Source organism: Actinacidiphila yanglinensis (genome assembly GCF_900107965.1).
In the GTDB taxonomy this organism is placed as follows: Bacteria; Actinomycetota; Actinomycetes; order Streptomycetales; family Streptomycetaceae; genus Actinacidiphila; species Actinacidiphila yanglinensis.
The window spans coordinates 291,122-312,147 of the sequence record NZ_FNVU01000010.1; the positions used below are offsets into that span (position 1 = coordinate 291,122).

General features: G+C 73.4%; 18 protein-coding genes. 13 read left to right on the forward strand and 5 right to left on the reverse strand.

Features of this window, described 5'->3' with window-relative positions:
• Window positions 1–16: 16 nt before the first annotated feature.
• The 4 genes from C4U44_RS23870 (at window position 17) to C4U44_RS23885 (ending at window position 6,414) form a co-directional block, all read left to right on the forward strand.
• A complete protein-coding gene (locus C4U44_RS23870; RefSeq protein ID WP_103888014.1) occupies window positions 17–1,225 on the forward strand; it encodes a CaiB/BaiF CoA transferase family protein in 1,209 nt (402 codons plus the stop codon).
• A gap of 81 nt (window positions 1,226–1,306) precedes the next feature.
• Window positions 1,307–2,521: an acetyl-CoA C-acetyltransferase gene (locus tag C4U44_RS23875; protein ID WP_103888015.1), complete on the forward strand. Its 1,215-nt coding sequence runs from the start codon at window positions 1,307–1,309 to the stop codon at window positions 2,519–2,521.
• Between the two features lie 120 nt (window positions 2,522–2,641).
• A complete protein-coding gene (locus C4U44_RS23880) occupies window positions 2,642–4,828 on the forward strand; it encodes a 3-hydroxyacyl-CoA dehydrogenase NAD-binding domain-containing protein (RefSeq protein WP_103888016.1) in 2,187 nt (728 codons plus the stop codon).
• 164 nt (window positions 4,829–4,992) lie between these two features.
• Window positions 4,993–6,414 (forward strand): M1 family metallopeptidase, encoded by a 1,422-nt coding sequence (locus tag C4U44_RS23885; RefSeq protein ID WP_235032298.1) that lies wholly within the window; start codon window positions 4,993–4,995, stop codon window positions 6,412–6,414.
• Between the two features lie 4 nt (window positions 6,415–6,418).
• Here the strand turns inward: C4U44_RS23885 and C4U44_RS23890 are convergent, their stop codons facing one another.
• Both C4U44_RS23890 and C4U44_RS23895 read right to left on the reverse strand, forming a co-directional pair.
• Window positions 6,419–6,895: a macro domain-containing protein gene (locus C4U44_RS23890; RefSeq protein ID WP_103888018.1), complete on the reverse strand. Its 477-nt coding sequence runs from the start codon at window positions 6,893–6,895 to the stop codon at window positions 6,419–6,421.
• Between the two features lie 72 nt (window positions 6,896–6,967).
• Window positions 6,968–8,023: a fatty acid desaturase family protein gene (locus C4U44_RS23895; RefSeq protein ID WP_103888019.1), complete on the reverse strand. Its 1,056-nt coding sequence runs from the start codon at window positions 8,021–8,023 to the stop codon at window positions 6,968–6,970.
• A 187-nt stretch (window positions 8,024–8,210) separates the two neighbouring features.
• On the opposite strand from C4U44_RS23895, the gene C4U44_RS23900 reads away from it, so the two are divergent.
• The 6 genes from C4U44_RS23900 to C4U44_RS23925 all read left to right on the forward strand — a co-directional run bounded on the left by C4U44_RS23900 (window position 8,211) and on the right by C4U44_RS23925 (window position 14,314).
• Complete coding sequence (locus tag C4U44_RS23900; RefSeq protein WP_103888020.1) at window positions 8,211–8,726, forward strand: GNAT family N-acetyltransferase; 516 nt, start codon at window positions 8,211–8,213, stop codon at window positions 8,724–8,726.
• 118 nt (window positions 8,727–8,844) lie between these two features.
• Window positions 8,845–11,286 (forward strand): Tex family protein, encoded by a 2,442-nt coding sequence (locus C4U44_RS23905; RefSeq protein ID WP_103888021.1) that lies wholly within the window; start codon window positions 8,845–8,847, stop codon window positions 11,284–11,286.
• 181 nt (window positions 11,287–11,467) lie between these two features.
• Window positions 11,468–11,650, forward strand: coding sequence for a hypothetical protein (locus tag C4U44_RS23910; protein WP_103888073.1), 183 nt, complete (start codon window positions 11,468–11,470; stop codon window positions 11,648–11,650).
• A gap of 64 nt (window positions 11,651–11,714) precedes the next feature.
• Window positions 11,715–12,260, forward strand: coding sequence for an MOSC domain-containing protein (locus tag C4U44_RS23915; RefSeq protein WP_103888022.1), 546 nt, complete (start codon window positions 11,715–11,717; stop codon window positions 12,258–12,260).
• 7 nt (window positions 12,261–12,267) lie between these two features.
• On the forward strand, window positions 12,268–12,912 hold the full coding sequence (locus C4U44_RS23920; protein ID WP_103888023.1) for an NADAR family protein: 645 nt from the start codon (window positions 12,268–12,270) through the stop codon (window positions 12,910–12,912).
• A complete protein-coding gene (locus tag C4U44_RS23925) occupies window positions 12,905–14,314 on the forward strand; it encodes an FAD-dependent oxidoreductase (protein WP_103888024.1) in 1,410 nt (469 codons plus the stop codon). The genes C4U44_RS23920 and C4U44_RS23925 overlap by 8 nt, the downstream gene beginning before the upstream one ends.
• Here the strand turns inward: C4U44_RS23925 and C4U44_RS23930 are convergent.
• Window positions 14,301–15,350, reverse strand: coding sequence for a hypothetical protein (locus tag C4U44_RS23930; protein ID WP_103888025.1), 1,050 nt, complete (start codon window positions 15,348–15,350; stop codon window positions 14,301–14,303). The two genes, C4U44_RS23925 and C4U44_RS23930, sit on opposite strands and share 14 nt — an antisense overlap.
• Window positions 15,351–15,578: 228 nt before the next feature.
• The gene (locus C4U44_RS23935; protein WP_103888026.1) at window positions 15,579–16,178 is read right to left on the reverse strand and encodes a class I SAM-dependent methyltransferase; all 600 of its coding nucleotides are present in this window, start codon (window positions 16,176–16,178) and stop codon (window positions 15,579–15,581) included.
• A gap of 22 nt (window positions 16,179–16,200) precedes the next feature.
• Between C4U44_RS23935 and C4U44_RS23940 the strand changes: the two genes are divergently transcribed.
• The 3 genes from C4U44_RS23940 to C4U44_RS23955 all read left to right on the forward strand — a co-directional run bounded on the left by C4U44_RS23940 (window position 16,201) and on the right by C4U44_RS23955 (window position 18,534).
• Window positions 16,201–16,536 (forward strand): YnfA family protein, encoded by a 336-nt coding sequence (locus tag C4U44_RS23940; protein WP_103888027.1) that lies wholly within the window; start codon window positions 16,201–16,203, stop codon window positions 16,534–16,536.
• Window positions 16,537–16,653: 117 nt separating this feature from the next.
• Window positions 16,654–17,058, forward strand: coding sequence for a roadblock/LC7 domain-containing protein (locus C4U44_RS23945; RefSeq protein ID WP_103888028.1), 405 nt, complete (start codon window positions 16,654–16,656; stop codon window positions 17,056–17,058).
• A gap of 453 nt (window positions 17,059–17,511) precedes the next feature.
• A complete protein-coding gene (locus C4U44_RS23955) occupies window positions 17,512–18,534 on the forward strand; it encodes a DUF6397 family protein (protein WP_103888030.1) in 1,023 nt (340 codons plus the stop codon).
• On the opposite strand, the gene C4U44_RS23960 is transcribed toward C4U44_RS23955, so the two are convergent.
• On the reverse strand, window positions 18,441–20,954 hold the full coding sequence (locus tag C4U44_RS23960; protein WP_103888031.1) for a DEAD/DEAH box helicase: 2,514 nt from the start codon (window positions 20,952–20,954) through the stop codon (window positions 18,441–18,443). The genes C4U44_RS23955 and C4U44_RS23960 overlap by 94 nt on opposite strands.
• Window positions 20,955–21,026: the final 72 nt, after the last annotated feature.

Genomic DNA, 21,026 nt, shown 5'->3' on the forward strand with positions numbered 1-21,026 from the left:
TCCTACCATCGCGGAAGTGACACCAGAACCGCCGAATCCGGCCCCCGACCCCGGGACCGGCCCGCTGGCAGGCGTCCGCGTCATCGAACTCGCCGGTATCGGGCCCGGCCCGTTCGCCGCCATGCTCCTCGCCGACCTGGGTGCCGACGTCGTGCGCGTCGACCGTCCGGGCGGCCCCGGCCTGGGCATCGATCCGGCCCACGACGTCACCAATCGCAACAAGCGCTCCGTCCTGGTCGACCTCAAGGACGCCGCCGGCCCGCCCGCCGTCCTCGAACTGGCCGCACGCGCCGACATCCTCATCGAGGGGTACCGCCCCGGCGTCGCCGAGCGCCTGGGCGTCGGCCCCGAGCCGTGCATGGCCGTCAACCCCCGCCTGGTCTACGGCCGGATGACCGGCTGGGGCCAGGACGGCCCGCTCGCCCGCACCGCAGGCCACGACATCGGCTACATCGCGGTGACCGGCGCCCTCGCCATGGCCGGCGCCCCCGACCGCCCGCCCGCCATCACGGCGAACCTCCTCGGCGACTTCGCGGGCGGCTCCCTCTACCTCGTCACCGGGCTGCTCGCCGCGCTCCACCACGCCCGCACCCACGGCCGCGGCCAGGTCGTGGACGCCGCCATCGTCGACGGCACCGCCCATCTCACCGCGATGATCCACGGCATGCGCTCCGCCGGCGCGTGGCAGGACCGCCGCGGCAGCAACCTGCTGGACGGCAGCGCCCCGTTCTACGGCGTGTACGCGACCTCGGACGGCGGCCACATGGCCGTGGGCGCCCTGGAACAGCGCTTCTACGACGCGTTCACCACGCTGCTGGGGCTGCCCGCCGCGACCGCCGCGCTGCGTGCCGAGCCCGCCCGCTGGCCGGAGTTGCGCGAGGCCGTCGCCGACCGCTTCCGCACCCGCACCCGCGCGCAGTGGACCGCGGTGTTCGACGGCACCGACGCCTGCGTCGCCCCCGTCCTGGCGCTGGGCGAGGCCGGTGACCACCCGCACCTCGCGGCCCGCGGCACCCTGACGGCGTACGAGGGGATCGTGCAACCCGCCCCCGCCCCGCGCTTCTCCGCCACCCCCGCCACCCTGCGCCGGCCACCCGCGCCGCCGGGCGCGCACACCGCGGAGGTGGCCCGGGACTGGGACGCTCCCGCCCTGACGCGCACCGGCTCCCCGGCGGACCCCGCCGCTCCCGCCGGTCCGGCCCGCACCGCGGGCCCCTCCGGCTGACCACCGGCCCCTCCTGCCGACCGGTAGTCCCTCCGACCGATCGCCAACCCGCCACTCCAGCCCTCACCGAAAGGCACGACGTTGAGCACCGACGCCTACGTCTACGACGCCGTACGCACCCCGCGCGGGCGCGGAAAGGCCAACGGCTCCCTGCACGGCACCAAGCCGATCGACCTCGTCGTCGGCCTCATCCACGAGCTGCGCCGCCGCTTCCCGGACCTGGACCCGGCCGCGATCGACGACATCGTGCTCGGCGTGGTCAGCCCGATCGGCGACCAGGGCTCCGACATCGCCCGGATCGCCGCCATCGCGGCGGGCCTTCCCGACACCGTGGCCGGCGTGCAGGAGAACCGCTTCTGCGCCTCCGGCCTCGAAGCGGTCAACCTCGCCGCGGCCAAGGTCCGTTCCGGCTGGGAGGACCTGGTGCTCGCCGGCGGCGTGGAGTCGATGTCCCGCGTCGCCATGGGCTCCGACGGCGGCGCGTGGGCCATGGACCCGATGACGTCGTTCGCGACAGGCTTCGTGCCCCAGGGCGTCGGCGCCGACCTGATCGCCACCATCGGCGGCTGGAGCAGGCACGACGTCGACACGTACGCCTCCCTGTCGCAGGAGCGCGCCGCCGAGGCGTGGAAGGAGGGCCGCTTCGACCGCTCCGTCGTCCCCGTCGTGGACCGCGCCGGCCTGACCGTCCTGGACCGCGACGAGCACATGCGCCCGGGCACCACCCCCGAGTCGCTGGCCGCCCTCAAGCCGTCCTTCGCCACCATCGGCGAGGCCGGCGGCTTCGACGCCGTCGCGCTGCAGAAGTACCACTGGGTGGAGAGGATCGACCACGTCCACCACGCCGGCAACTCCTCCGGCATCGTGGACGGCGCCGCCCTGGTCGCCATCGGCAACCGCGAGGTCGGCGAGCGCTACGGCCTCACCCCGCGCGCCCGCATCCTGTCCGCGGCCGTCTCCGGCTCCGAGCCGACCATCATGCTCACCGGCCCCGCCCCCGCGTCCCGCAAGGCGCTGGCCAAGGCCGGGCTGAGCGTCGGCGACCTGGACCTGATCGAGATGAACGAGGCGTTCGCCGCGGTCGTGCTGCGCTTCGCCGCCGACCTCGGGGTCAGCATCGACAAGGTCAACGTCAACGGCGGCGCGATCGCGCTCGGCCACCCGCTCGGCGCGACCGGGGCGATGATCCTGGGCACGCTCATCGACGAACTGGAGCGCCGCGACCAGCGTTACGGCCTCGCCACCCTGTGCGTGGGCGGCGGCATGGGCGTGGCGACCGTCGTCGAGCGGCTCTGAGGCCGCTGCCCCCGCACCGCGGCCCCGCCGCCGGACCACGGCCCCGCGGCGCCCATGGGACGCGCCGCCCATCCCCGTACCCCGCCCGCACCTCGCCGGACCAACGGAGCTTCGAAGACCATGAGCGAGTCCACCACCATCCGCTGGGAGCAGGACGCCGAGGGCATCGTCACCCTCGTCCTGGACGACCCGGCGCAGTCCGCGAACACGATGAACGCCGCCTTCGCGGAGTCCCTCGACGCCACCCTCGACCGGCTGGAGTCCGAACTCGACGGTGTCCGCGGGGTGATCGTCACCTCCGCGAAGAAGACCTTCTTCGCCGGCGGCGACCTGCGCGACCTGATCCGCGCCACCCCCGGGACCGCCGAGCAGGTCTTCGCCGGCTCCCTGCGGATCAAGCGCCGCCTGCGCCGCCTGGAGACCCTGGGCAAGCCGGTCGTCGCCGCGATCAACGGCGCCGCGCTCGGCGGCGGTTACGAGATTGCGCTGGCCTGCCACCACCGCGTCGCCCTCGACGCGCCCGGCACCAAGATCGGCTGCCCGGAGGTCACCCTCGGGCTGCTGCCCGGCGGCGGGGGAGTGGTCCGCAGCGTGCGGCTGCTCGGCATCGCCGACGCCCTGCTCAAGGTGCTGCTCCAGGGCCGCCAGTACGCCCCTGCGCGCGCCCTGGAGGCCGGTCTGATCCACGAGGTGGCGACAGACCGCGACGACCTGCTCGCCCGCGCCCGTGCCTTCATCCACGCCAACCCCGAGGCCCAGCAGCCCTGGGACGCCCCCGGCTACAAGATCCCCGGCGGCACCCCGAAGAGCCCCGCGTTCGCCGCGAACCTCCCCGCGTTCCCGGCGAACCTCAGCAAGCAGCTCGCCGGCGCGCCCTTCCCGGCGCCCCGCAGCATCATGGCCGCCGCGGTGGAGAGCTCGCAGGTCGACATCGACACCGCCTTCACCATCGAGGCCCGCTACTTCACCGAACTCGCCTGCGGGCCGATCTCGAAGAACATGATCCAGGCGTTCTTCTTCGACATGCAGGCCGTCAACTCCGGTGCCAGCCGCCCCAAGGACGTGCCCGCCCGCCAGGTCACCAAGGTCGCGGTGCTGGGCGCCGGCATGATGGGGGCCGGGATCGCCTACTCCTGCGCCCGTGCCGGGATCGACGTCGTCCTCAAGGACGTCACGGCCGAGGCCGCCGAGCGCGGAAAGGCGTACTCCGCCGGGCTGCTGGACAAGGCGCTCGCCAAGGGCCGCACCACCCCGGAGAAGCGCGACGCGCTGCTCGCCCGCATCACCCCGACCGCCGACCCGGCGGACCTGGCGGGATGCGACGCCGTCATCGAGGCGGTCTTCGAGGACGCCGCCTTGAAGCACAAGGTGTTCCAGGAGATCCAGGACGTGGTCGCCCCGGACGCGCTGCTGTGCTCCAACACCTCCACCCTGCCGATCAGCGCGCTCGCCGAAGGCGTGCGGCGGCAGGAGGACTTCGTCGGGCTGCACTTCTTCTCGCCGGTGGACAAGATGCCGCTGGTCGAGATCATCCGCGGCGGGCGCACCGGCGACGAGGCGCTGGCGCGCGCGTTCGACCTGGTCCGGCAGATCCGCAAGACGCCGATCGTCGTCAACGACTCGCGCGGCTTCTTCACCTCCCGGGTGATCGGCCACTTCATCAACGAGGGCGTCGCCATGGTCGGCGAGGGCATCCCGGCCGCCTCCGTCGAGCAGGCCGCCGCGCAGGCGGGGTACCCGGCGAAGGTGCTCTCCCTGGTGGACGAGCTCACGCTCACCCTGCCGCGCAAGATCCGCGCCGAGGCCCGCGCCTCGGTCGAGGCGGCCGGCGGCACCTGGCACGAGCACCCGGCGGAGAAGGTCATCGACCGCATGGTCGACGAGTTCGGCCGCCCCGGCCGCAGCGGCGGCGCGGGCTTCTACGAGTACGTGGACGGGCGCAGGACGCGGCTGTGGCCCGGGTTGGCCGAGCACTTCGGCACGGAGGCTGAGGACGCCTTCGCGGTCGCCGGGCGGTCGCTGCGCGACATGCAGGAGCGGATGCTGTTCGCCGAGTCCCTGGACACCGTGCGGCTGATCGAGGAGGGCGTCCTGACCTCCGTCGCGGACGCCAACATCGGTTCGGTCCTGGGTATCGGCTTCCCGGCCTGGACCGGGGGAGTGCTCCAGTACATCAACGGGTACGAAGGCGGCGTCGCCGGCTTCACCGCCCGGGCGCGCGAACTGGCCGCCACCTACGGTGAGCGCTTCGAGCCGCCCGCGCTGCTGGTGCGGAACGCCGAGAACGGCGAGCGGTTCACCGACTGACCCGCCTGGCCCCCACCGGCCCGCGCCCGTGTCCTCGCGGGAGCCGCACGCCAGGCGCGCAGGTAAGCCCTGCCCGCCTGGCGTGCGGGCCTTACGGGGGGCGGACGGCGCGGCACCGGGACGCCGGGACGCACCGCGGCCGGGCACCTCGTACGCTGGCCGGCGTGCGCCTACGCCCGCCGCCGCGCGCGGTCCTGCTGCCGCTGCTCGCGGGTTGCCTGCTCGCCTCCTGCCTGTCCTGCACCGGCGGCGGCTCCGGCGGACCCGCCACCGGCGCGCCGGGAGTCGGCGACCGGCTCTTCCCCGACGCGGGCAACGGCGGCTACGACGTCGGGCACTACACGCTCGACCTCGGCTACGACCCGGCCTCGGGACGGCTGCGCGGCACCGCCACCCTCACCGCCACCGCCGACCGCGACCTGGCCCGCTTCAACCTCGATCTGGCCGGGCTCGACGTCCGGAGCGTCACCGTCGACGGGGCGGCCGCCCGGGCCGGCCGCGACGGCACCGAACTCCAGGTCCGGCCCGCACACCCCCTGCGGCATGGCGCGCGCTTCACCACGGTCGTGGACTACCAGGGCACGCCACGCCTGCTGACCGACGCGGACGGCTCCCACGAGGGCTGGATCCGCACCGACGACGGCGCGCTCGCGCTCGGCGAACCCGTCGGCTCCATGGCCTGGTTCCCCGGCAACGACCACCCCTCCGACAAGGCCGCCTACGACATCACCGTCACCGTCCCGCACGGCCTCACCGCCGTCTCCAACGGTGAACTGCTCAGCACCCGCGCGGTGTCCGGCGACCGCACGGCGTACCACTGGCGCACCAGCGCGCCCATGGCGACCTACCTCGCCACCGTCGCCATCGGGCACTTCGACGTCACCCGTTCGAAGACGCCCGACGGACTGCCTCTCTACGTGGCGGTCGATCCGCGGTCCGACGACACCAAGACGTCCGCCGCGCTGGCGCGCATTCCCGAGATACTGGCCTGGGAGGAGGGGCTGTTCGGGCCCTACCCCTTCGCGTCGGCCGGGGCCGTCGTGGACCACCTCCCGCGGGGACGGGTCGGCTACGCGCTGGAGACGCAGAACCGCCCTGTCTTCCCCGGCGACGGGCCGCCGCCGGCCGTCGACCCGGTGACCCTGGTGCACGAGCTGTCCCACCAGTGGTTCGGCGACTCCGTCACCCCGGCGGCCTGGCAGGACATGTGGCTCAACGAGGGCTTCGCGACGCTCACCGAGTGGCTGTGGCAGCAGCACGAGGGCGGCCCGTCCCTGGACGCGAGCGCCGCCGCGGCCTTCGCCGACAGCGCCAACTGGGCCTTCCCGCCCGCCACCCCGCCCGACGCCGCCTCCGTCTCCGCGCCGCCCGTCTACGGCCGCGGCGCCTTGGTGCTGTACGAACTGCGTCGCACGCTCGGCCCGTCCGCCTTCGGCCGGCTGCTCAAGGAGTGGCCCGCCGCCCACCGCCACGGCAACGCCTCCACCGCCCAGTTCACCGCCTTCTGCGCCCGGTTCACCTCGAAGGACGTCACCCCGCTGTTCCGCACCTGGCTGTACGGCGCGGCGAAACCCTCGCACCTGTGAGGGATCAGTCGTGGTCGTAGACCGTGACGGCCACGCCGCGCTCCGCCAGCCGAGCGGTGACCAGCGGCTCGACCCGCTCCCACTTCCCGCCGGACAGCCCGCACCCGATCCTCGGCATGTGCACCGACGCGCCCCACTCCAGGGCCCGGTCGCCGAGGACGCCCAGCGCGGCGTCGATCGCCTCGTACCGCACCGGGACGCCCTTGCTGCCGGTGCGTATGCCGTGCTGCCCGACCAGGTTGGCCACCCACAGGCGGTCGCCGACCCGGACGAGCTGGACGGCGCCCAGCCCGAAGTCGTTGCGCGCGCGCTCACGGTGCCAGCGCCGGTACGCCGCCTCGGGCTCCCGCCACCGCCGCGAGACGGCCAGGACGAACCCCTTGCCCCAGCCGCCCAGGTCGTTGCAGACGTGCGCGATCACCTTGACGCCCTTGCCCTGCGGTGCGGTGGCGTCCCCGCGCACGTACACGATCTCCCCCATGACGCCACGCTAAGCGCCGCCACCGACAGTCGACCCTGATCGGGCGCGGGCGCGGGGCCGCGGCCCCACGCCTCAGCGCAGCGGCTCGCCGACCTCGTGCATGTGGGACAGCGCCTGCCGGTAGGAGTCGAGCAACCCGGTCTCCGTGTACCGGATGCCGAGGCGCGCGCAGTGCGCGCGGACCAGCGGCTGGGCCAGCCGCAGGTGCGGGCGCGGCATGCTCGGGAAGAGGTGGTGCTCCACCTGGTAGTTGAGGCCGCCGAGCAGGAAGTCGGTGACCGGGTTGCCGTGCACGTTGCGGGAGGTGAGCACCTGGCGGCGCAGGTGGCCCCAGCGTGCGCCCTCCTCGGGCATGGCCATGCCCTTGTGGTTGGGCGCGAACGCGCATCCCAGGTGCACCCCGAACAGGGCGTGGTGCAGTGCCGCGAACGCGACCGCCTGCGCCGGCGACAGCACCGCCAGCAGCAGCGCCGTGTACCCGGCCAGGTGCGCGACCAGCAGCCCGCCCTCCACCCATCGGTCCCGGCGGCCCAGCCGGCGCAGGTCCTGGAAGCTCGCGACCTTCAGTGCCAGCCCCTCCAGCAGCAGCATCGGGAAGAACAGCCACGCCTGGTACTTCGCCAGGAACCGTGCGAAGCCGCGCCGTTCGACCGCCTGCGCGCGCGTCCACACCAGGGCGCCCACTTCGACGTCGGGGTCCTTGCCGACGTGGTTGGGGTTCGCGTGGTGCTTGTTGTGCTTGTCGGACCACCAGGCCGCGCCCATCCCCAGCAGCAGGTTCCCGTGCAGCAGGGCGATCACCCGGTTCGCGCGGCGGCCGGCGGCTATCTGCTGGTGCCCCGCGTCGTGCCCGACGAAGCCGGTACGCGCCGACAGCGCCGCTGCCGGCAGCGCCAGTGCGAGCACCCACCACGACCCGGTACCGCCGACCACGGCGACGGCCGTCGCCACTGCCGCGAGGGCCAGCAGGTTCAGTGTGATCGACATCCCGTAGTGCCGCCGCCTGCGCCGCAGCAGCCCCGCCTCCCTGACCTGCCGCAGCAGGGGCGCGAACTCGCTGCCCCCGGCCCCCTCACGGGCCTCCGGGACCGCCGACGCGACGGTGAGTGTGCTGCTGGCAGGCGGCATGGGCGCTCCTCGGGCAGGGGCCGGCGTCGCGCGCGTGCCGCGGGCCGGAAAGACGTGGACGGCCGCGATCGGCCGCACCCCTGACGCTAGGAACCGCCGCGGCCCGCAACCATGGCGCCATCACCCGGTTTCCGCGGGGGCAGCCCCTCGGAAAACCGGGGGATAACCCCACCCCGCCGGTGCCAGGATGTGCGCCGTGACCGCGAAGAACAGTCCCGGCCCGAGTCGTACGCCGGCCCCCCACCCCGTCGCCGCCCCCGAGTCGTCGGCGCTGCTGCGCCGCTACTACACCGAACTCGTCGTGCGCTACTACGGCCGGCCCACCGACGACGCCGAGGTCGACGCTGTTCTCGCGCAGGAGCCCAGCGACGACCTGACCCGCCCCACCGGGGAGTTCCTCGTCGCCTGGGTCGAGGGTGTGCCGGTCGGCTGCGTCGGCGTCCGCGTGCTGAGTGCCGACACCGCGGAACTGACCCGGATGTACGTCGGCCCGGAGGCACGCAGGACCGGTGTCGCCACCGCACTGGTCGCCGCCGCCGAGTCGGTCGCCCGCGACGGCTTCGGTGCGGCGCGCATCCGTCTGGACACGCGCAAGGACCTTGTCGAGGCCCGCGCGCTGTACGCCGCGCGCGGCTACCGCGAGATCGCCGCCTACAACGAAAGCCCCTACGCGGACCACTGGTTCGAGAAGGAACTGCGCTGAGCCGGGGAGCAGGTGTTCGGCCGGCGCTCCAACGGCACTGCGCCGCACCCGGTTCCCTGCCGTCGTGCGGGGGCTCCCGCCGTCTACGATGCAGTGCATACGCGGGGCGGCGCGCGGGATGCGCCACCCGGCAGGCGAGCTTAGGAGCGAGATCATCAGCGGCAACGTGTCGGTGGAAGCCAGGATCGCCGAGGAGCTTGGCGTACGCGAAGGACAGGTCAAGTCGGCGGTCGACCTGCTGGACGGCGGTGCGACCGTGCCGTTCATCGCCCGCTACCGCAAGGAGGCGACCGGCACCCTGGACGACGCGCAGCTGCGCACCCTGGAGGAGCGGCTGCGCTACCTGAGGGAGCTGGACGAACGCCGCGCGGCCGTCCTGGAGTCCATCGACTCGCAGGGCAAGCTCGACGACACGCTGCGCGCCCAGATCATGGCGGCCGACTCCAAGGCGCGGCTCGAGGACATCTACCTGCCGTACAAGCCCAAGCGCCGCACCAAGGCGCAGATCGCCCGCGAGGCGGGCCTCGAACCGCTCGCCGACGCCTTGCTCGCCGACCCCGGCCTCGACCCGCAGGCCCAGGCGGCCGGATACGTCTCCGCGGACAAGGGCGTCGAGGACGCGGCGGCGGCGCTGGAGGGCGCCCGGGCCGTGCTGACCGAGCGCTTCTCCGAGGACGCCGACCTCGTCGGCGAACTGCGCACCCGGATGTGGAACCGCGGTCGGCTGGTCGCGAAGGTGCGCGACGGCAAGGAGGAGTCCGGCGCGAAGTTCTCCGACTACTTCGACTTCGGCGAGCCGTTCGCCAAACTGCCCTCGCACCGCGTGCTGGCGATGCTGCGCGGCGAGAAGGAGGAGGTCCTCGACCTCACCCTGGAGCCGGAGGAGCCGGGCGACGGCCCGACCAGCTTCGAGCGGCGCATCGCCCAGCAGTTCGGCATCGCCGACCGCGGCCGCCCCGCCGACCAGTGGCTCTCCGACACCGTCCGGTGGGCGTGGCGCACCCGCTTCCTGGTCCGCCTCGGCATCGACCTGCGGGTCCAGCTGCGGCAGCAGGCAGAGGACGAGGCGGTCCGGGTGTTCGCCGCGAACCTGCGCGACCTGCTGCTCGCCGCCCCCGCCGGCACCCGCGCCACCATGGGCCTCGACCCGGGCCTGCGCACCGGCGTCAAGGTCGCGGTCGTCGACGGCACCGGCAAGGTCGTCGCCACCGACACGATCTACCCGCACGCCCCCCGCAACCGGTGGGACGAGTCCCTGACGACCCTCGCCCGGCTCGCGGCCGCCCACCGGGTGGACCTGATCGCGATCGGCAACGGCACCGCCTCCCGCGAGACCGACAAGCTCGCCGCCGACCTGATCAAGGCGCACCCGGACCTCAAGCTGACCAAGGCGGTCGTCTCCGAGGCGGGCGCCTCGGTCTACTCCGCCTCGGCCTACGCCTCCGCCGAACTGCCCGAACTGGACGTCTCGCTGCGCGGCGCGGTCTCCATCGCCCGCCGCCTCCAGGACCCGCTCGCCGAGCTGGTCAAGATCGACCCGCGCTCCATCGGTGTCGGGCAGTACCAGCACGACCTGTCGGAGATGAAGCTGTCGCGCTCGCTGGACGCGGTCGTCGAGGACTGCGTCAACGGTGTCGGCGTCGACGTGAACACCGCGTCGGTGCCGCTGCTGCGCCGGGTGTCGGGCATCACCGAGGGGCTGGCCGGCAACATCGTGGCGCATCGGGACAGCAACGGGCCGTTCCGCACCCGCAAGGACCTCAAGGAGGTCGCCAGGCTCGGGCCGAAGGCCTACGAGCAGTGCGCCGGCTTCCTGCGCATCCAGGGCGGCGACGACCCGCTGGACGCCTCCAGCGTGCACCCGGAGTCGTACCCGGTGGTACGGCGGATCAGCGCCGGCGCGGAGACCGCGATCCCCGCGCTGATCGGGAACGGCACGGTGCTGCGGGCCCTTCGCCCGCAGGACTTCGTGGACGACTCCTTCGGCCTGCCGACGGTCACGGACATCCTCGCCGAGCTGGAGAAGCCCGGCCGCGACCCCCGCCCCGCCTTCAAGACCGCGACCTTCAAGGAAGGCGTGGAGGAGATGAAGGACCTGCGGCCGGGGATGCTGCTGGAGGGCGTGGTCACCAACGTCGCCGCGTTCGGCGCGTTCGTCGACGTCGGCGTCCACCAGGACGGCCTGGTGCACGTCTCGGCGCTGTCCGACTCCTACGTCTCCGACCCGCGCGACGTCGTGAAGCCCGGCGACATCGTCCGGGTGAAGGTCCTCGATGTGGACCTGCCGCGCAAGAGGATCTCGCTCACGCTGCGGCTGCAGGACGAGGCCCGCCCGCGCGGCGGTGACCAGCGCGGCGGCGAGCGGCAGGGCGGCGAGCGGCAGGGCGGCGAGCGGCGCGGCGGCCCGCCGCGCCAGGGCGGTCGCGGCGGCAACGGCGGGCGCGGTGGGAACGGCGGCCGCGGCGGTGGTGGTGGCCGGTCCGGCGGCTCCGGGCAGCCCGCACCGGGAGGGGCGATGGCCGACGCCCTGCGCCGCGCGGGCCTGACCGGCGGAAAGTAAGCCCCGCAGTTCAGGGACCCGCTCCTTACAGCCCGGGCACGTCCCGCGATGCCTTGCCCGCTTTTTACCCGGCGGGTCTTGCGTCGCGGGGCCCGGGGAACCAGGACGACTCGCGGCGCGTTCCACTGGATAGGTACGGTGAGGACGCGGCGTGTGCCGCCGTGAGACGGAGGCGGGGACCATGACTAATCGCACGAAGGTCGCCATCGGTGGCGTGGTGGTGGGGCTGATCCTGCTCGCCTGGATCCCCTGGTGGGTGTTCTTCCTGGTCGTGATCGGCGTCCCGGCGGTCGCCTACTTCACGCTCGACTCCTCCCAGCGCCGCCGGCTCCGCCGCGGGAGCCGCCGGCAAATCGGTCGCTGACCTGGTGCCCCCCTCGGTAGGGTGAGGCATCGGGTCAGGGCATCCGATCGAGGGGAAACACCTCATGCTCAGCGGTTCCGTCGTCGCGGTCAGTCGTGACGCCACCCACCGGTTCAGCAAGGACAACCAGGACAGCGTCCGGTTGCTCGCCGGGCTCGGCGTGGAGGGTGACGCCCACCTCGGGGTCACCGTCCAGCACCTGTCCCGGGTCGCCCGGGACCCGACTCAGCCGAACCTCCGGCAGGTCCACCTGATCCACGCCGAGCTGTTCGACGAGCTGCGCGACGCCGGCTACGACATCCACCCCGGCGACCTCGGCGAGAACATCACCACCAGCGGCCTCGCTCTCCTCGACCTGCCGGTCGGTACCCGGCTGCGACTGGGACCGGACGCCGTCGTCGAGGTCACCGGCCTGCGCAACCCCTGCCGCCAGATCGACGGCTTCCGTGGCGGCCTGCTCAAGCACGTCATCGGCCGCGACGAGGCAGGCGCGGTCGTCCGCAAGGGCGGCATCATGAGCATCGTGATCGAAGGCGGCGTCGTCCGGCCCGGTGACACCGTCGGCGTCGAACTCCCGGCCGCACCGCACCGCCCTCTGGAAAAGGTCTGACCCCACCATGACGGCAGACAGCCCCGTGACCGACCCCGCCCCGGGCTCCGCATCGGGGGGCGGGTCCGAGGGCGCCCCCCGTTCCGTCGCCGAACTGGTGCATCTCGTCTCCACCGGCACGCGCCCGAAGTACCTGCACTTCTGGGGCCATCGGCCGCAGCGGGACGGCAGTATCGGCGCAGGCTGCCTGAGCCAGTGGTGGCCGGCCCCCTTCACGGTCGACGGCACCACCTACGCCACGGCGGAGCACTGGATGATGGCCGGCAAGGCCCGGCTCTTCGGCGACGAGGACGCCGCGCGCCGCGCCGTGGCCGCCGGTCACCCGAAGGCAGCCAAGACCGTCGGCCGCTCCGTTCGCGGCTTCGACGAGGCGGTGTGGGAGCGCGAGCGCTTCGCCCTGGTCGTCGCGGGCAGCGTCCACAAGTTCGGGCAGCACCCCGACCTGCGCACCTACCTGCTCGGCACCAGACGGCGGGTGCTGGTCGAGGCCAGTCCGCTGGACCGGGTCTGGGGCATCGGTCTGGCCGCCGACGACGACCGGGCCGAGCGTCCCGCCGACTGGCGCGGCCTGAACCTGCTCGGCTTCGCGCTCATGGCGGCCAGGGAGCGGCTCGCCGCCACCGGACCGGAGGCGTACCCGCAGCATGGCTGAGCGCCTGGTGGTGATCGGTGGCGACGCCACCGGCATGTCCGCCGCCTCCCAGGCCCGCCGCCGCAGGCCGGCCGACGATCTGGAGATCGTCGCCTACGAGCGCGGCCGGCACGTCTCCTACAGCGCCTGCGGCATCCCGTACTGGATCGGTGGCGACACCTCGGGCCCCGACAGGCTGATCGCCCGGACCGCCGCGGAGCACCGCGCGCGCGGTATCGACGTGCGCCTGGGCACCGAGGTCACCGCCGTCGACCCCGGCGGAGCCCGCGTCCTGGTCCGCGACGGCGACGGCCACGAGCAGTGGACCGGCTACGACCACCTGGTGGTCGCCACCGGCGCGCTCCCCGTCAGACCGCCGATCCCGGGCATCGACGCGCCCGGAGTCTTCGGCGTGCAGACTCTGGACGACGGCGAGGCCGTCCTGCGCGGCCTGGAGCGCACCGGGGTGCGCACGGCAGTGGTGGTCGGCGGCGGCTACATCGGCGTCGAGATGGCCGAGGCGATGCTGCGGCACGGCCTTCAGGTCACCCTCGTCGACCGCAATCCCCAGCCGATGACCACCCTCGACCCCGATATGGGGCGCATGGTGCGCGAGGCGCTCGAAGGGCTCGGCGTCACGGTCGTCTCCGGCAGCGCCGTCCGCGGTGTCCTCACCGACGACACGGGCCGGGCCCGCGCCGTCGCCACCGACGACGCGGAGTACCCCGCCGACCTCGTCGTCCTCGGCCTCGGTGTGCGGCCGAACACCGCTCTCGCCCAGGACGCCGGGCTGCCGCTCGGGGCGCACAGCGGGCTGCTCACCGACCGCTCGATGCGCGTGCGCGGCTCCGAGCGGATCTGGGCCGGCGGCGACTGCGTCGAGGTGCTCAACCTCGTCTCCGGCGCCCTGCAGCACATCGCGCTGGGCACCCACGCCAACAAGCACGGCAGGATCATCGGTACCAACATCGGCGGCGGCTACGCCACGTTCCCGGGCGTGGTCGGTACCGCCGTGAGCAAGGTGTGCGACGTGGAGATCGCGCGGACCGGGCTGAAGGAGGACCAGGCGCGCGCCGCCGGCCTGGACTTCGTCACCGCGGTCATCGAGTCCACCAGCCGGGCCGGCTACTACCCGCACGCTGCCCCGATGACCGTCAAGATGCTCGCCGAGCGCGGCACCGGGCGGCTGCTCGGCGTCCAGATCGTCGGCCGGGAGGGCGCGGCGAAGCGTGTCGACATCGGCGCCGTCGCCCTGACCGCGGGAATGACCGTCGGGCAGATGGTCGACCTCGACCTCGGGTACGCCCCGCCGTTCTCGCCGGTGTGGGACCCGGTGCTGGTCGCCGCGCGCAAGGCGGCGGACGCGGTGGCCGCGGACATCGCGCGCCCGGCCGCCGGCTCCCCTGACATCACACCGGGTTGACCTCGGCCCAGGCGAGCTTGCCGAGGGCTTCGAGCAGCGGCGGCAGGGAGGGGCCGCGCCCCACCGGAAGGACCTCACCGGGCGCCTCGTCGAGCAGTACGAACGCCATGTCGTCGGTCCTGCCCACCAGACTCCAGCCAGGGCCGTCGGCGCGCACCGCCCCGTACGCCGTACGGACCCGGCCGGGCGGTGGGGGTACGCGGACGTACGCCTCGGCGCTTTCCAGGGCGCGGCGGACGCCGTCGTGCGAGATGGAGAGTGCGGGGGCTTCCTCGGGGGCGGGTCCGGTGGCGGCTTCGGCTTCGCCCGTGCCGTCGGACGGGCCGGTAGCGGTGGCCTCGGCGTCCTTGGAGGCCTTGTCACTTGGGCCGGCCGCGTCGTCGGTACTGGTGGGCCTGTCGGCGCCGTCGGGCGGTGTCCCGTCGATGGTGATCGCCTCGCCCGCCGTGGTCGCCGAACCCTGCGGCGCCGCGGAACCCGCATCGTCTTCCGTGCCGTCCCCCGCGCCGTCCGGAAGGTCCGTCGTATCGACGACGCCGGTGCCCGCGGTGTCGAACTGGTCGCGCCAGTCGCGCCACCGGATCGCGATCTCGTCGGCGCCCAGGCGTCGTTGCGGCGGTCCCCAGACCGAGGTGTCGGGCGGGGCGAGGACGGGGCCGCCGATCGACTCCTCGTCCGGGTCGTGCGGTGCGGGGACGCCGGGTGCCGCCACGGCGACCGGCAGCGGCCAGCCCGGCAGGGACGCGACCATGGTGCGCTCGTCCGGCGACAGGTCGTACTCCAGCCCGCAGTCCCAGGCGGCCAGCGCGCACGCGACCATCGCGGCATCCGTCGTGGCCACCGTCCAGCGCGCCCCGGAGGCATCCTGCCCGAACACCAGGCCATAGCCGCCCGCGAGCGCTTCGAGCCCCAACCCCTCGCACGCCGCCGGGTAGTCGTCGCCCAGTACGCCGGGGAAGCCGCCGGGCGTCAGCATCGCCGCGGTGAGCACGAGGAGTGCGTCCTCGTCCGGCATGTCCTGCGCGTTCCCGCTCATCCCTACCTCCCTGTCGACCCCCGGTCCGCCGCACCTTAACCAGCCGGTAACGTCCACGTCGAGGTCGCGGAGGTGAGGAATCCGTGCAGGTCGCCGAGTGCTTCGAGGGGGCGACTCGCGCGGCGCGGCGAAGGAGGCGGCGGACGCGGGGAGTTGGCTCCGGGTCAGCGCCGAGGTACGCGACCCGGCGGCCGTGTCCCGCCCGCGGGTCGGCGGCGGCGGATGTCCTCAGGGCGTCCTGACCGCCAGTGCCAGGTAGCGCGCGTCGGAGTCGTCCAGGAGCAGCAACTCCCAGCCGCTGTCGCCGAGCAGCCGACCGAGCCGGGGTTGCGCGCGTACGTCGTCCGGCGACAACGGGTGCCCGTGGCGGGCCGCGAGCGCGGCCCGTCCGCGGGGGTGGAACAGGGCGAGCCGGCCACCGGGCTTCGTCACCCGCGCGAGTTCGCGCAGGCCGGCCGCGGGGTCGGGGAGGTGGTGCACGAGTCCCGAGGCGAGCACGGCGTCGAACACGCCCGAAAGCAGCGGCAGTCGCATGGCGTCGGCCTCGATCAGGGAACCGTGATCCCGGCGGCCGAGCGCGACCGCCTCCCGCAGCATCTCCGGTGTCAGGTCCACGCCGACGACGGTGCCCTCGGGTCCGACCGCGGTCCGCAACTGCGGCAGCGCCCGCGCCGTGCCGCAGCCCGCGTCGAGCACGGCGCCGCCCCGGTCGAGCCGCAGTTCGCCAACCACGGCGGCGAACGCCGGGCTGTCGTCGGGGAAGCGCACCTCCCAGCCCACGGCCCGCGCTGCGAAGAACTCCCTGACCTGCTCGTTTCCGCCGTCCATTCCGTCCATGCATCATGGTTGCATGATCACCCTGCGCTCTGTCGGACTCTTCCTGGTCGCCGCGGTCCTGGAGATCGGCGGCGCGTGGCTCATCTGGCAGGGATTGCGCGAGCACCGCGGAATCGGCTGGATCCTCGCGGGCATCGTCTCCCTCGGGTGCTACGGATTCGTCGCCACGCTCCAGCCGAGTTCCGACTTCGGACGCGTCCTGGCGGCGTACGGTGGGGTGTTCGTCGCGGGATCGCTGGTGTGGGGCATGATCCTCGACGGTTACCGTCCTGACCGGTTCGACGTGATCGGCGCGGTGGTGTGCCTCTGCGGCGTCGGCGTGATCATGTACGCCCCGCGAGGTGGCTGAATCCGGCCACCCGCCGGTGGCGAACGGCTGTCCGACCGCCGCCCGCGACAGGGCGGGCTTGCCCTCGCGCGCCGCGCGTACCAGGCTGCGTAGCGCAGTGGAGACGGGAGGTAGGCCATGACGGTGGGCAACGGGCTCGCGTGGTTGCTCGATGACCTGACCAGGCGGGTGCCGCACGTGCAGCACGCGCTCGTGCTGTCCAACGACGGCCTGGTCACGGGCGCCAGCGGTGACCTCGACCAGCCGTCCGCCGAGCACCTCGCCGCTGTCTCGTCGGGCTTCCACAGTCTCGCCAAGGGCGCCGGGCGGCAGTTCGGCACCGGCGGGGTACGGCAGACCATGATCGAGTTCGAGGAGGGGTTCCTCTTCGTGACGGCGGCCGGCGACGGCAGCTGCCTGTCCGTGCTGAGCGGGATGGACGCGGACATCGGGCAGGTCGCGTACGAGATGACGCGGCTGGTGCGCCGGGTCGGCGAGCATCTCGCCGTGGCGCCGCGCCAGTCCGGGGCCGCACCCGCCTGACCTGCTCTTCTTCGCCGGTCCGGCGTCCGGTCCGGAGTTGTCCACAGGCTCGCCGCGGGAGGTCCGCACACCGCGCTAGTTTGGTCACTGTCAGTGATCGAGCGAGGCGAGGAGTGACAGGACATGAGTACGACACAGCAGCAACGGCGGCAGCGGCAGGACCGGTCGGGACGCGCGAGCGCGGACCGGGCGGGGGCGGCGCGCGTGAAGCAGGAGCGGAGCCGCCCGGAGCACAGGCGTCCGGATCGGGGACGGCCCGAACATCGGGGCGCGGATGCGGAAGGTCCGGATCGGGGGTGGCCCGAACATCGGGGCGCGGATGGGGGAGGTCCGGATCGGGGGCGGCCCGGCGGCGCTGGTGCGGGCCGGGAGGGGCCCGAGCGGGAGTGGCGCGAGCGGCGGGATCGACTCGCGGCGGACGGGCCGCCTGTCCCGGCAGGCGGCGCGGAGCTGTTGACGCTGTCCGCGGCGCGGGACGCGCTGGGGTTGGCCTACGACGAGTTCGACCTCGCCGTGCAGATCGGCGAGGTGCCGACGGTCGCGTGCGGGTCGAGCAACTGGATGGTCGGGTCGCGGGAGGTGCGCCGGCTGTCTGCCGAGGACGGCCATCCGCTGCCACTGCTCGACCGGCTCCGGCTGGTCGGGAGCCCGGAGGCGGCCAAGGAACTGGGCGTGGGCCGGGAGCGGTTCGTCCGGCTGGCGAGGGCGGGCCACATCCGTCCGGTCCGCTGGTACGTGAACCGGTACCAGGCACTGGTGTGGATGTATCTCGCCCGGGACCTTCCGCTGCTGGCCGAGCGCAGTCCGGCCCTGCTGAGAGGTCCCCTGCCCGAGGGGCTCCGTGCGGCGGTGGCCGACGGTGAGGACGAGCGGGCCCGCGGGTGGCGCTCCCGCCGCGTGGCCCAACTCGTTCGTGACGCCTACGACGCGTGGGACGAGGCCGCGGTGTGGTCGGCGCTGCTCGGGCCGGAGCTGGTCGACAGCGCGGTGCCGGACCCGTACGAACGCGCGCATCTGCGCAGGCTGCGCGCCGTACTTCCGCCCGGCCGACCCGGTCCGACCACGCCCGAGCGGATCCGGGCGATCACCACGGCCGACCATCCGGACGAGATCGGGCTCGGCCTGGTGGCGTTGGCGGACGCGCTCGGCCGGGCACGGAAGCTGAGGCATGCCCCGGGCCCGGCGGGTCCGGCCCGGGTCGGCCCCGGCCCGGCCGACCCACACCCGGCCGACGTGGGCCCGGCCCGGGCCGACCCGGTGCCGCCGGATCGGGTGGGTGGTGCGGATGACGGCCGGCCGGGGCGGCGCGGGCTGCTGCGGTTGCTGGGGCGCGGGCGCCGATCAGCGGGCGCGCCCTCGGGGGGCCGGGAGCGCGACCCCTCTCAGAGCTCGCCGACGTCGGTGATCCGTACCACCGCGCGTTCTTCCTCGTCGGACGCCGCCAGGTCCACCTCGGCCGAAATGCCCCAGCCATGATCGCCGTTGGGGTCGGCGAAGGTCTGCCGGACCCGCCACAGGCCGTGCTCCGGCTGCTCCTCGATGAGCAGCAGCTTCGGTCCGCGCGCGTCCGGTCCGGTGCCCAGGTCGTCGTACTCCTCCCAGTAGGCGTCCATGGCGTCCGCCCAGGCGTCGCCGTCCCACCCGGAGTCGGCGTCGAGCTCGCCGAGCTGCTCGTACTTCTCCAGCGCGGCCAGCTCGACCCGGCGGAAGAGGGCGTTGCGGACCAGTACCCGGAAGGCGCGCGCGTTCGCGGTCACCGGCTTGACCTGGTCGGCGCGCTCGGCCGCCTCCTCGGCGGTCTCCGTCTCCGGGTTGGCCAGCTGCTCCCACTCGTCGAGGAGGCTGGAGTCGACCTGCCGGACCAGCTCGCCGAGCCAGGCGGTCAGGTCCTGGAAGTCCTCCGACTTCAGGTCGTCCGGGACCGTATGGTCCAGCGCCTTGAAGGCGCCGGCCAGGTAGCGCAGCACGATGCCCTCGGTCCGGGCGAGTTCGTAGTGGGAGACGAACTCGGAGAAGGTCATGGCCCGCTCGTACATGTCGCGGATGACGGACTTCGGCGACAGCGGGTGGTCGCCGACCCACGGGTGGCTCTTGCGGTACACGCCGTAGGCGTGCAGCAGCAGTTCCTCCAGGGGCTTGGGGTAGGTGACCTCCTGGATCCGCTCCATCCGCTCCTCGTACTCCACCCCGTCGGCCTTCATCTGCCCGATCGCCTCGCCGCGCGCCTTGTTCTGCTGGGCGGCGAGGATCTGGCGGGGGTCGTCGAGGGTGGACTCCACCACGGAGACCATGTCCAGCGCGTAGGAGGGGGAGTCGGGGTCGAGGAGTTCGAAGGCGGCCAGCGCGAAGGTGGACAGCGGCTGGTTGAGCGCGAAGTCCTGCTGGAGGTCGACGGTCAGGCGGACGATCCTGCCCTCGGAGTCGGGTTCGTCGAGCCGTTCCACCACTCCGCCGTCGAGCAGCGAGCGGTAGATGGCCAGGGCCCGCCGGATGTGCCGGAGCTGGGACCGCCGGTCCTCGTGGTTGTCCTCCAGCAGCCGTCGCATCGCGTCGAAGGCGTTGCCCGGCCGGGCGATCACCGACAGCAGCATCGCGTGCGTGACCCGGAAGCGGGAGGTCAGCGCCTCCGGCTCGGAGGCGATCAGCTTCTCGAAGGTGTTCTGCCCCCAGCCGACGAATCCCTCAGGAGCCTTCTTGCGGACCACCTTGCGGCGCTTCTTCGGGTCGTCGCCCGCCTTGGCCAGCGCCTTCTCGTTCTCGATGACGTACTCGGGCGCCTGCGCCACCACGAATCCGGCGGTGTCGAAGCCGGCCCGCCCGGCCCGCCCGGCGATCTGGTGGAACTCCCGGGCCCGCAGGACCCGCACCCGCTGCCCGTCGTACTTCGTCAGCGCGGTGAACAGCACCGTACGGATGGGCACGTTGACGCCGACCCCGAGGGTGTCGGTACCGCAGATCACCTTCAGCAGCCCGGCCTGCGCCAGCTTCTCCACCAGCCGGCGGTACTTCGGCAGCATCCCGGCGTGGTGCACCCCGATGCCGTGCCGCACGTACCGGGACAGGTTGCGGCCGAAGGCGGTGGTGAAGCGGAAGTTGCCGATCAGGTCGGCGATCGCGTCCTTCTCGGCCCGCGTGCACATGTTGATGCTCATCAGCGCCTGAGCCCGCTCCACCGCGGCGGCCTGCGTGAAGTGCACGATGTACACCGGCGACTGGCGGGTCTCCAGCAGCTCGGTGAGCGTCTCGGTCATCGGGGTGGTGCGGTACTCGTAGCTCAGCGGTACCGGCCGGGTCGCGGACCTGACGACCGCGGTCGGCCGCCCGGTGCGGCGGGTCAGGTCCTCCTCGAACCGCGCCACGTCGCCCAGCGTCGCCGACATCAGCACGAACTGCGCCTGCGGCAGTTCCAGCAGCGGGATCTGCCAGGCCCAGCCCCGGTCCGGCTCGGCGTAGAAGTGGAACTCGTCCATGACGACCTGGCCCACGTCGGCGTTCCGCCCGTCGCGCAGCGCGATCGAGGCCAGTACCTCGGCGGTGCAGCAGATCACCGGGGCGTCCGGGTTGACCGAGGCGTCGCCGGTGAGCATCCCGACGTTCTCGGTGCCGAACATCTTGCACAGGTCGAAGAACTTCTCCGACACCAGCGCCTTGATCGGCGCGGTGTAGAAGGTGACCTCGTCGCGGGCGAGCGCGGCGAAGTGCGCACCGGCCGCCACCAGGCTCTTTCCGGAGCCGGTGGGGGTGGAGAGGATCACGTTCGCCCCCGAGACCACCTCGATCAGCGCCTCCTCCTGGGCCGGGTAGAGGGAGATGCCCTGGCCCTCGGCCCACGTCGAGAACGCTTCGAAGAGGGCATCGGGGTCGGCTTCGGAAGGGAGCTGATCGATAAGGGTCACCCCTCCATCTTGCCCGTCCCGGCGGCGAAGGGCGGAACCGGCGGTGAAGCCGATGATCACCAAAGGTAGGGT

Coding starts and splice junctions, on each gene's coding strand:
- C4U44_RS23935 (WP_103888026.1), bottom strand. CDS start 16,178: ATGGACGGCGGAAACGAGCAGGTCAGGGAGTTCTTCGCAGCGCGGGCC.
- C4U44_RS23895 (WP_103888019.1), bottom strand. CDS start 8,023: ATGCCGCCTGCCAGCAGCACACTCACCGTCGCGTCGGCGGTCCCGGAG.
- C4U44_RS23945 (WP_103888028.1), top strand. CDS start 16,654: ATGACGGTGGGCAACGGGCTCGCGTGGTTGCTCGATGACCTGACCAGG.
- C4U44_RS23930 (WP_103888025.1), bottom strand. CDS start 15,350: ATGAGCGGGAACGCGCAGGACATGCCGGACGAGGACGCACTCCTCGTG.
- C4U44_RS23900 (WP_103888020.1), top strand. CDS start 8,211: ATGTGCGCCGTGACCGCGAAGAACAGTCCCGGCCCGAGTCGTACGCCG.
- C4U44_RS23920 (WP_103888023.1), top strand. CDS start 12,268: ATGACGGCAGACAGCCCCGTGACCGACCCCGCCCCGGGCTCCGCATCG.
- C4U44_RS23915 (WP_103888022.1), top strand. CDS start 11,715: ATGCTCAGCGGTTCCGTCGTCGCGGTCAGTCGTGACGCCACCCACCGG.
- C4U44_RS23925 (WP_103888024.1), top strand. CDS start 12,905: ATGGCTGAGCGCCTGGTGGTGATCGGTGGCGACGCCACCGGCATGTCC.
- C4U44_RS23905 (WP_103888021.1), top strand. CDS start 8,845: ATGCGCCACCCGGCAGGCGAGCTTAGGAGCGAGATCATCAGCGGCAAC.
- C4U44_RS23880 (WP_103888016.1), top strand. CDS start 2,642: ATGAGCGAGTCCACCACCATCCGCTGGGAGCAGGACGCCGAGGGCATC.
- C4U44_RS23940 (WP_103888027.1), top strand. CDS start 16,201: ATGATCACCCTGCGCTCTGTCGGACTCTTCCTGGTCGCCGCGGTCCTG.
- C4U44_RS23910 (WP_103888073.1), top strand. CDS start 11,468: ATGACTAATCGCACGAAGGTCGCCATCGGTGGCGTGGTGGTGGGGCTG.
- C4U44_RS23890 (WP_103888018.1), bottom strand. CDS start 6,895: ATGGGGGAGATCGTGTACGTGCGCGGGGACGCCACCGCACCGCAGGGC.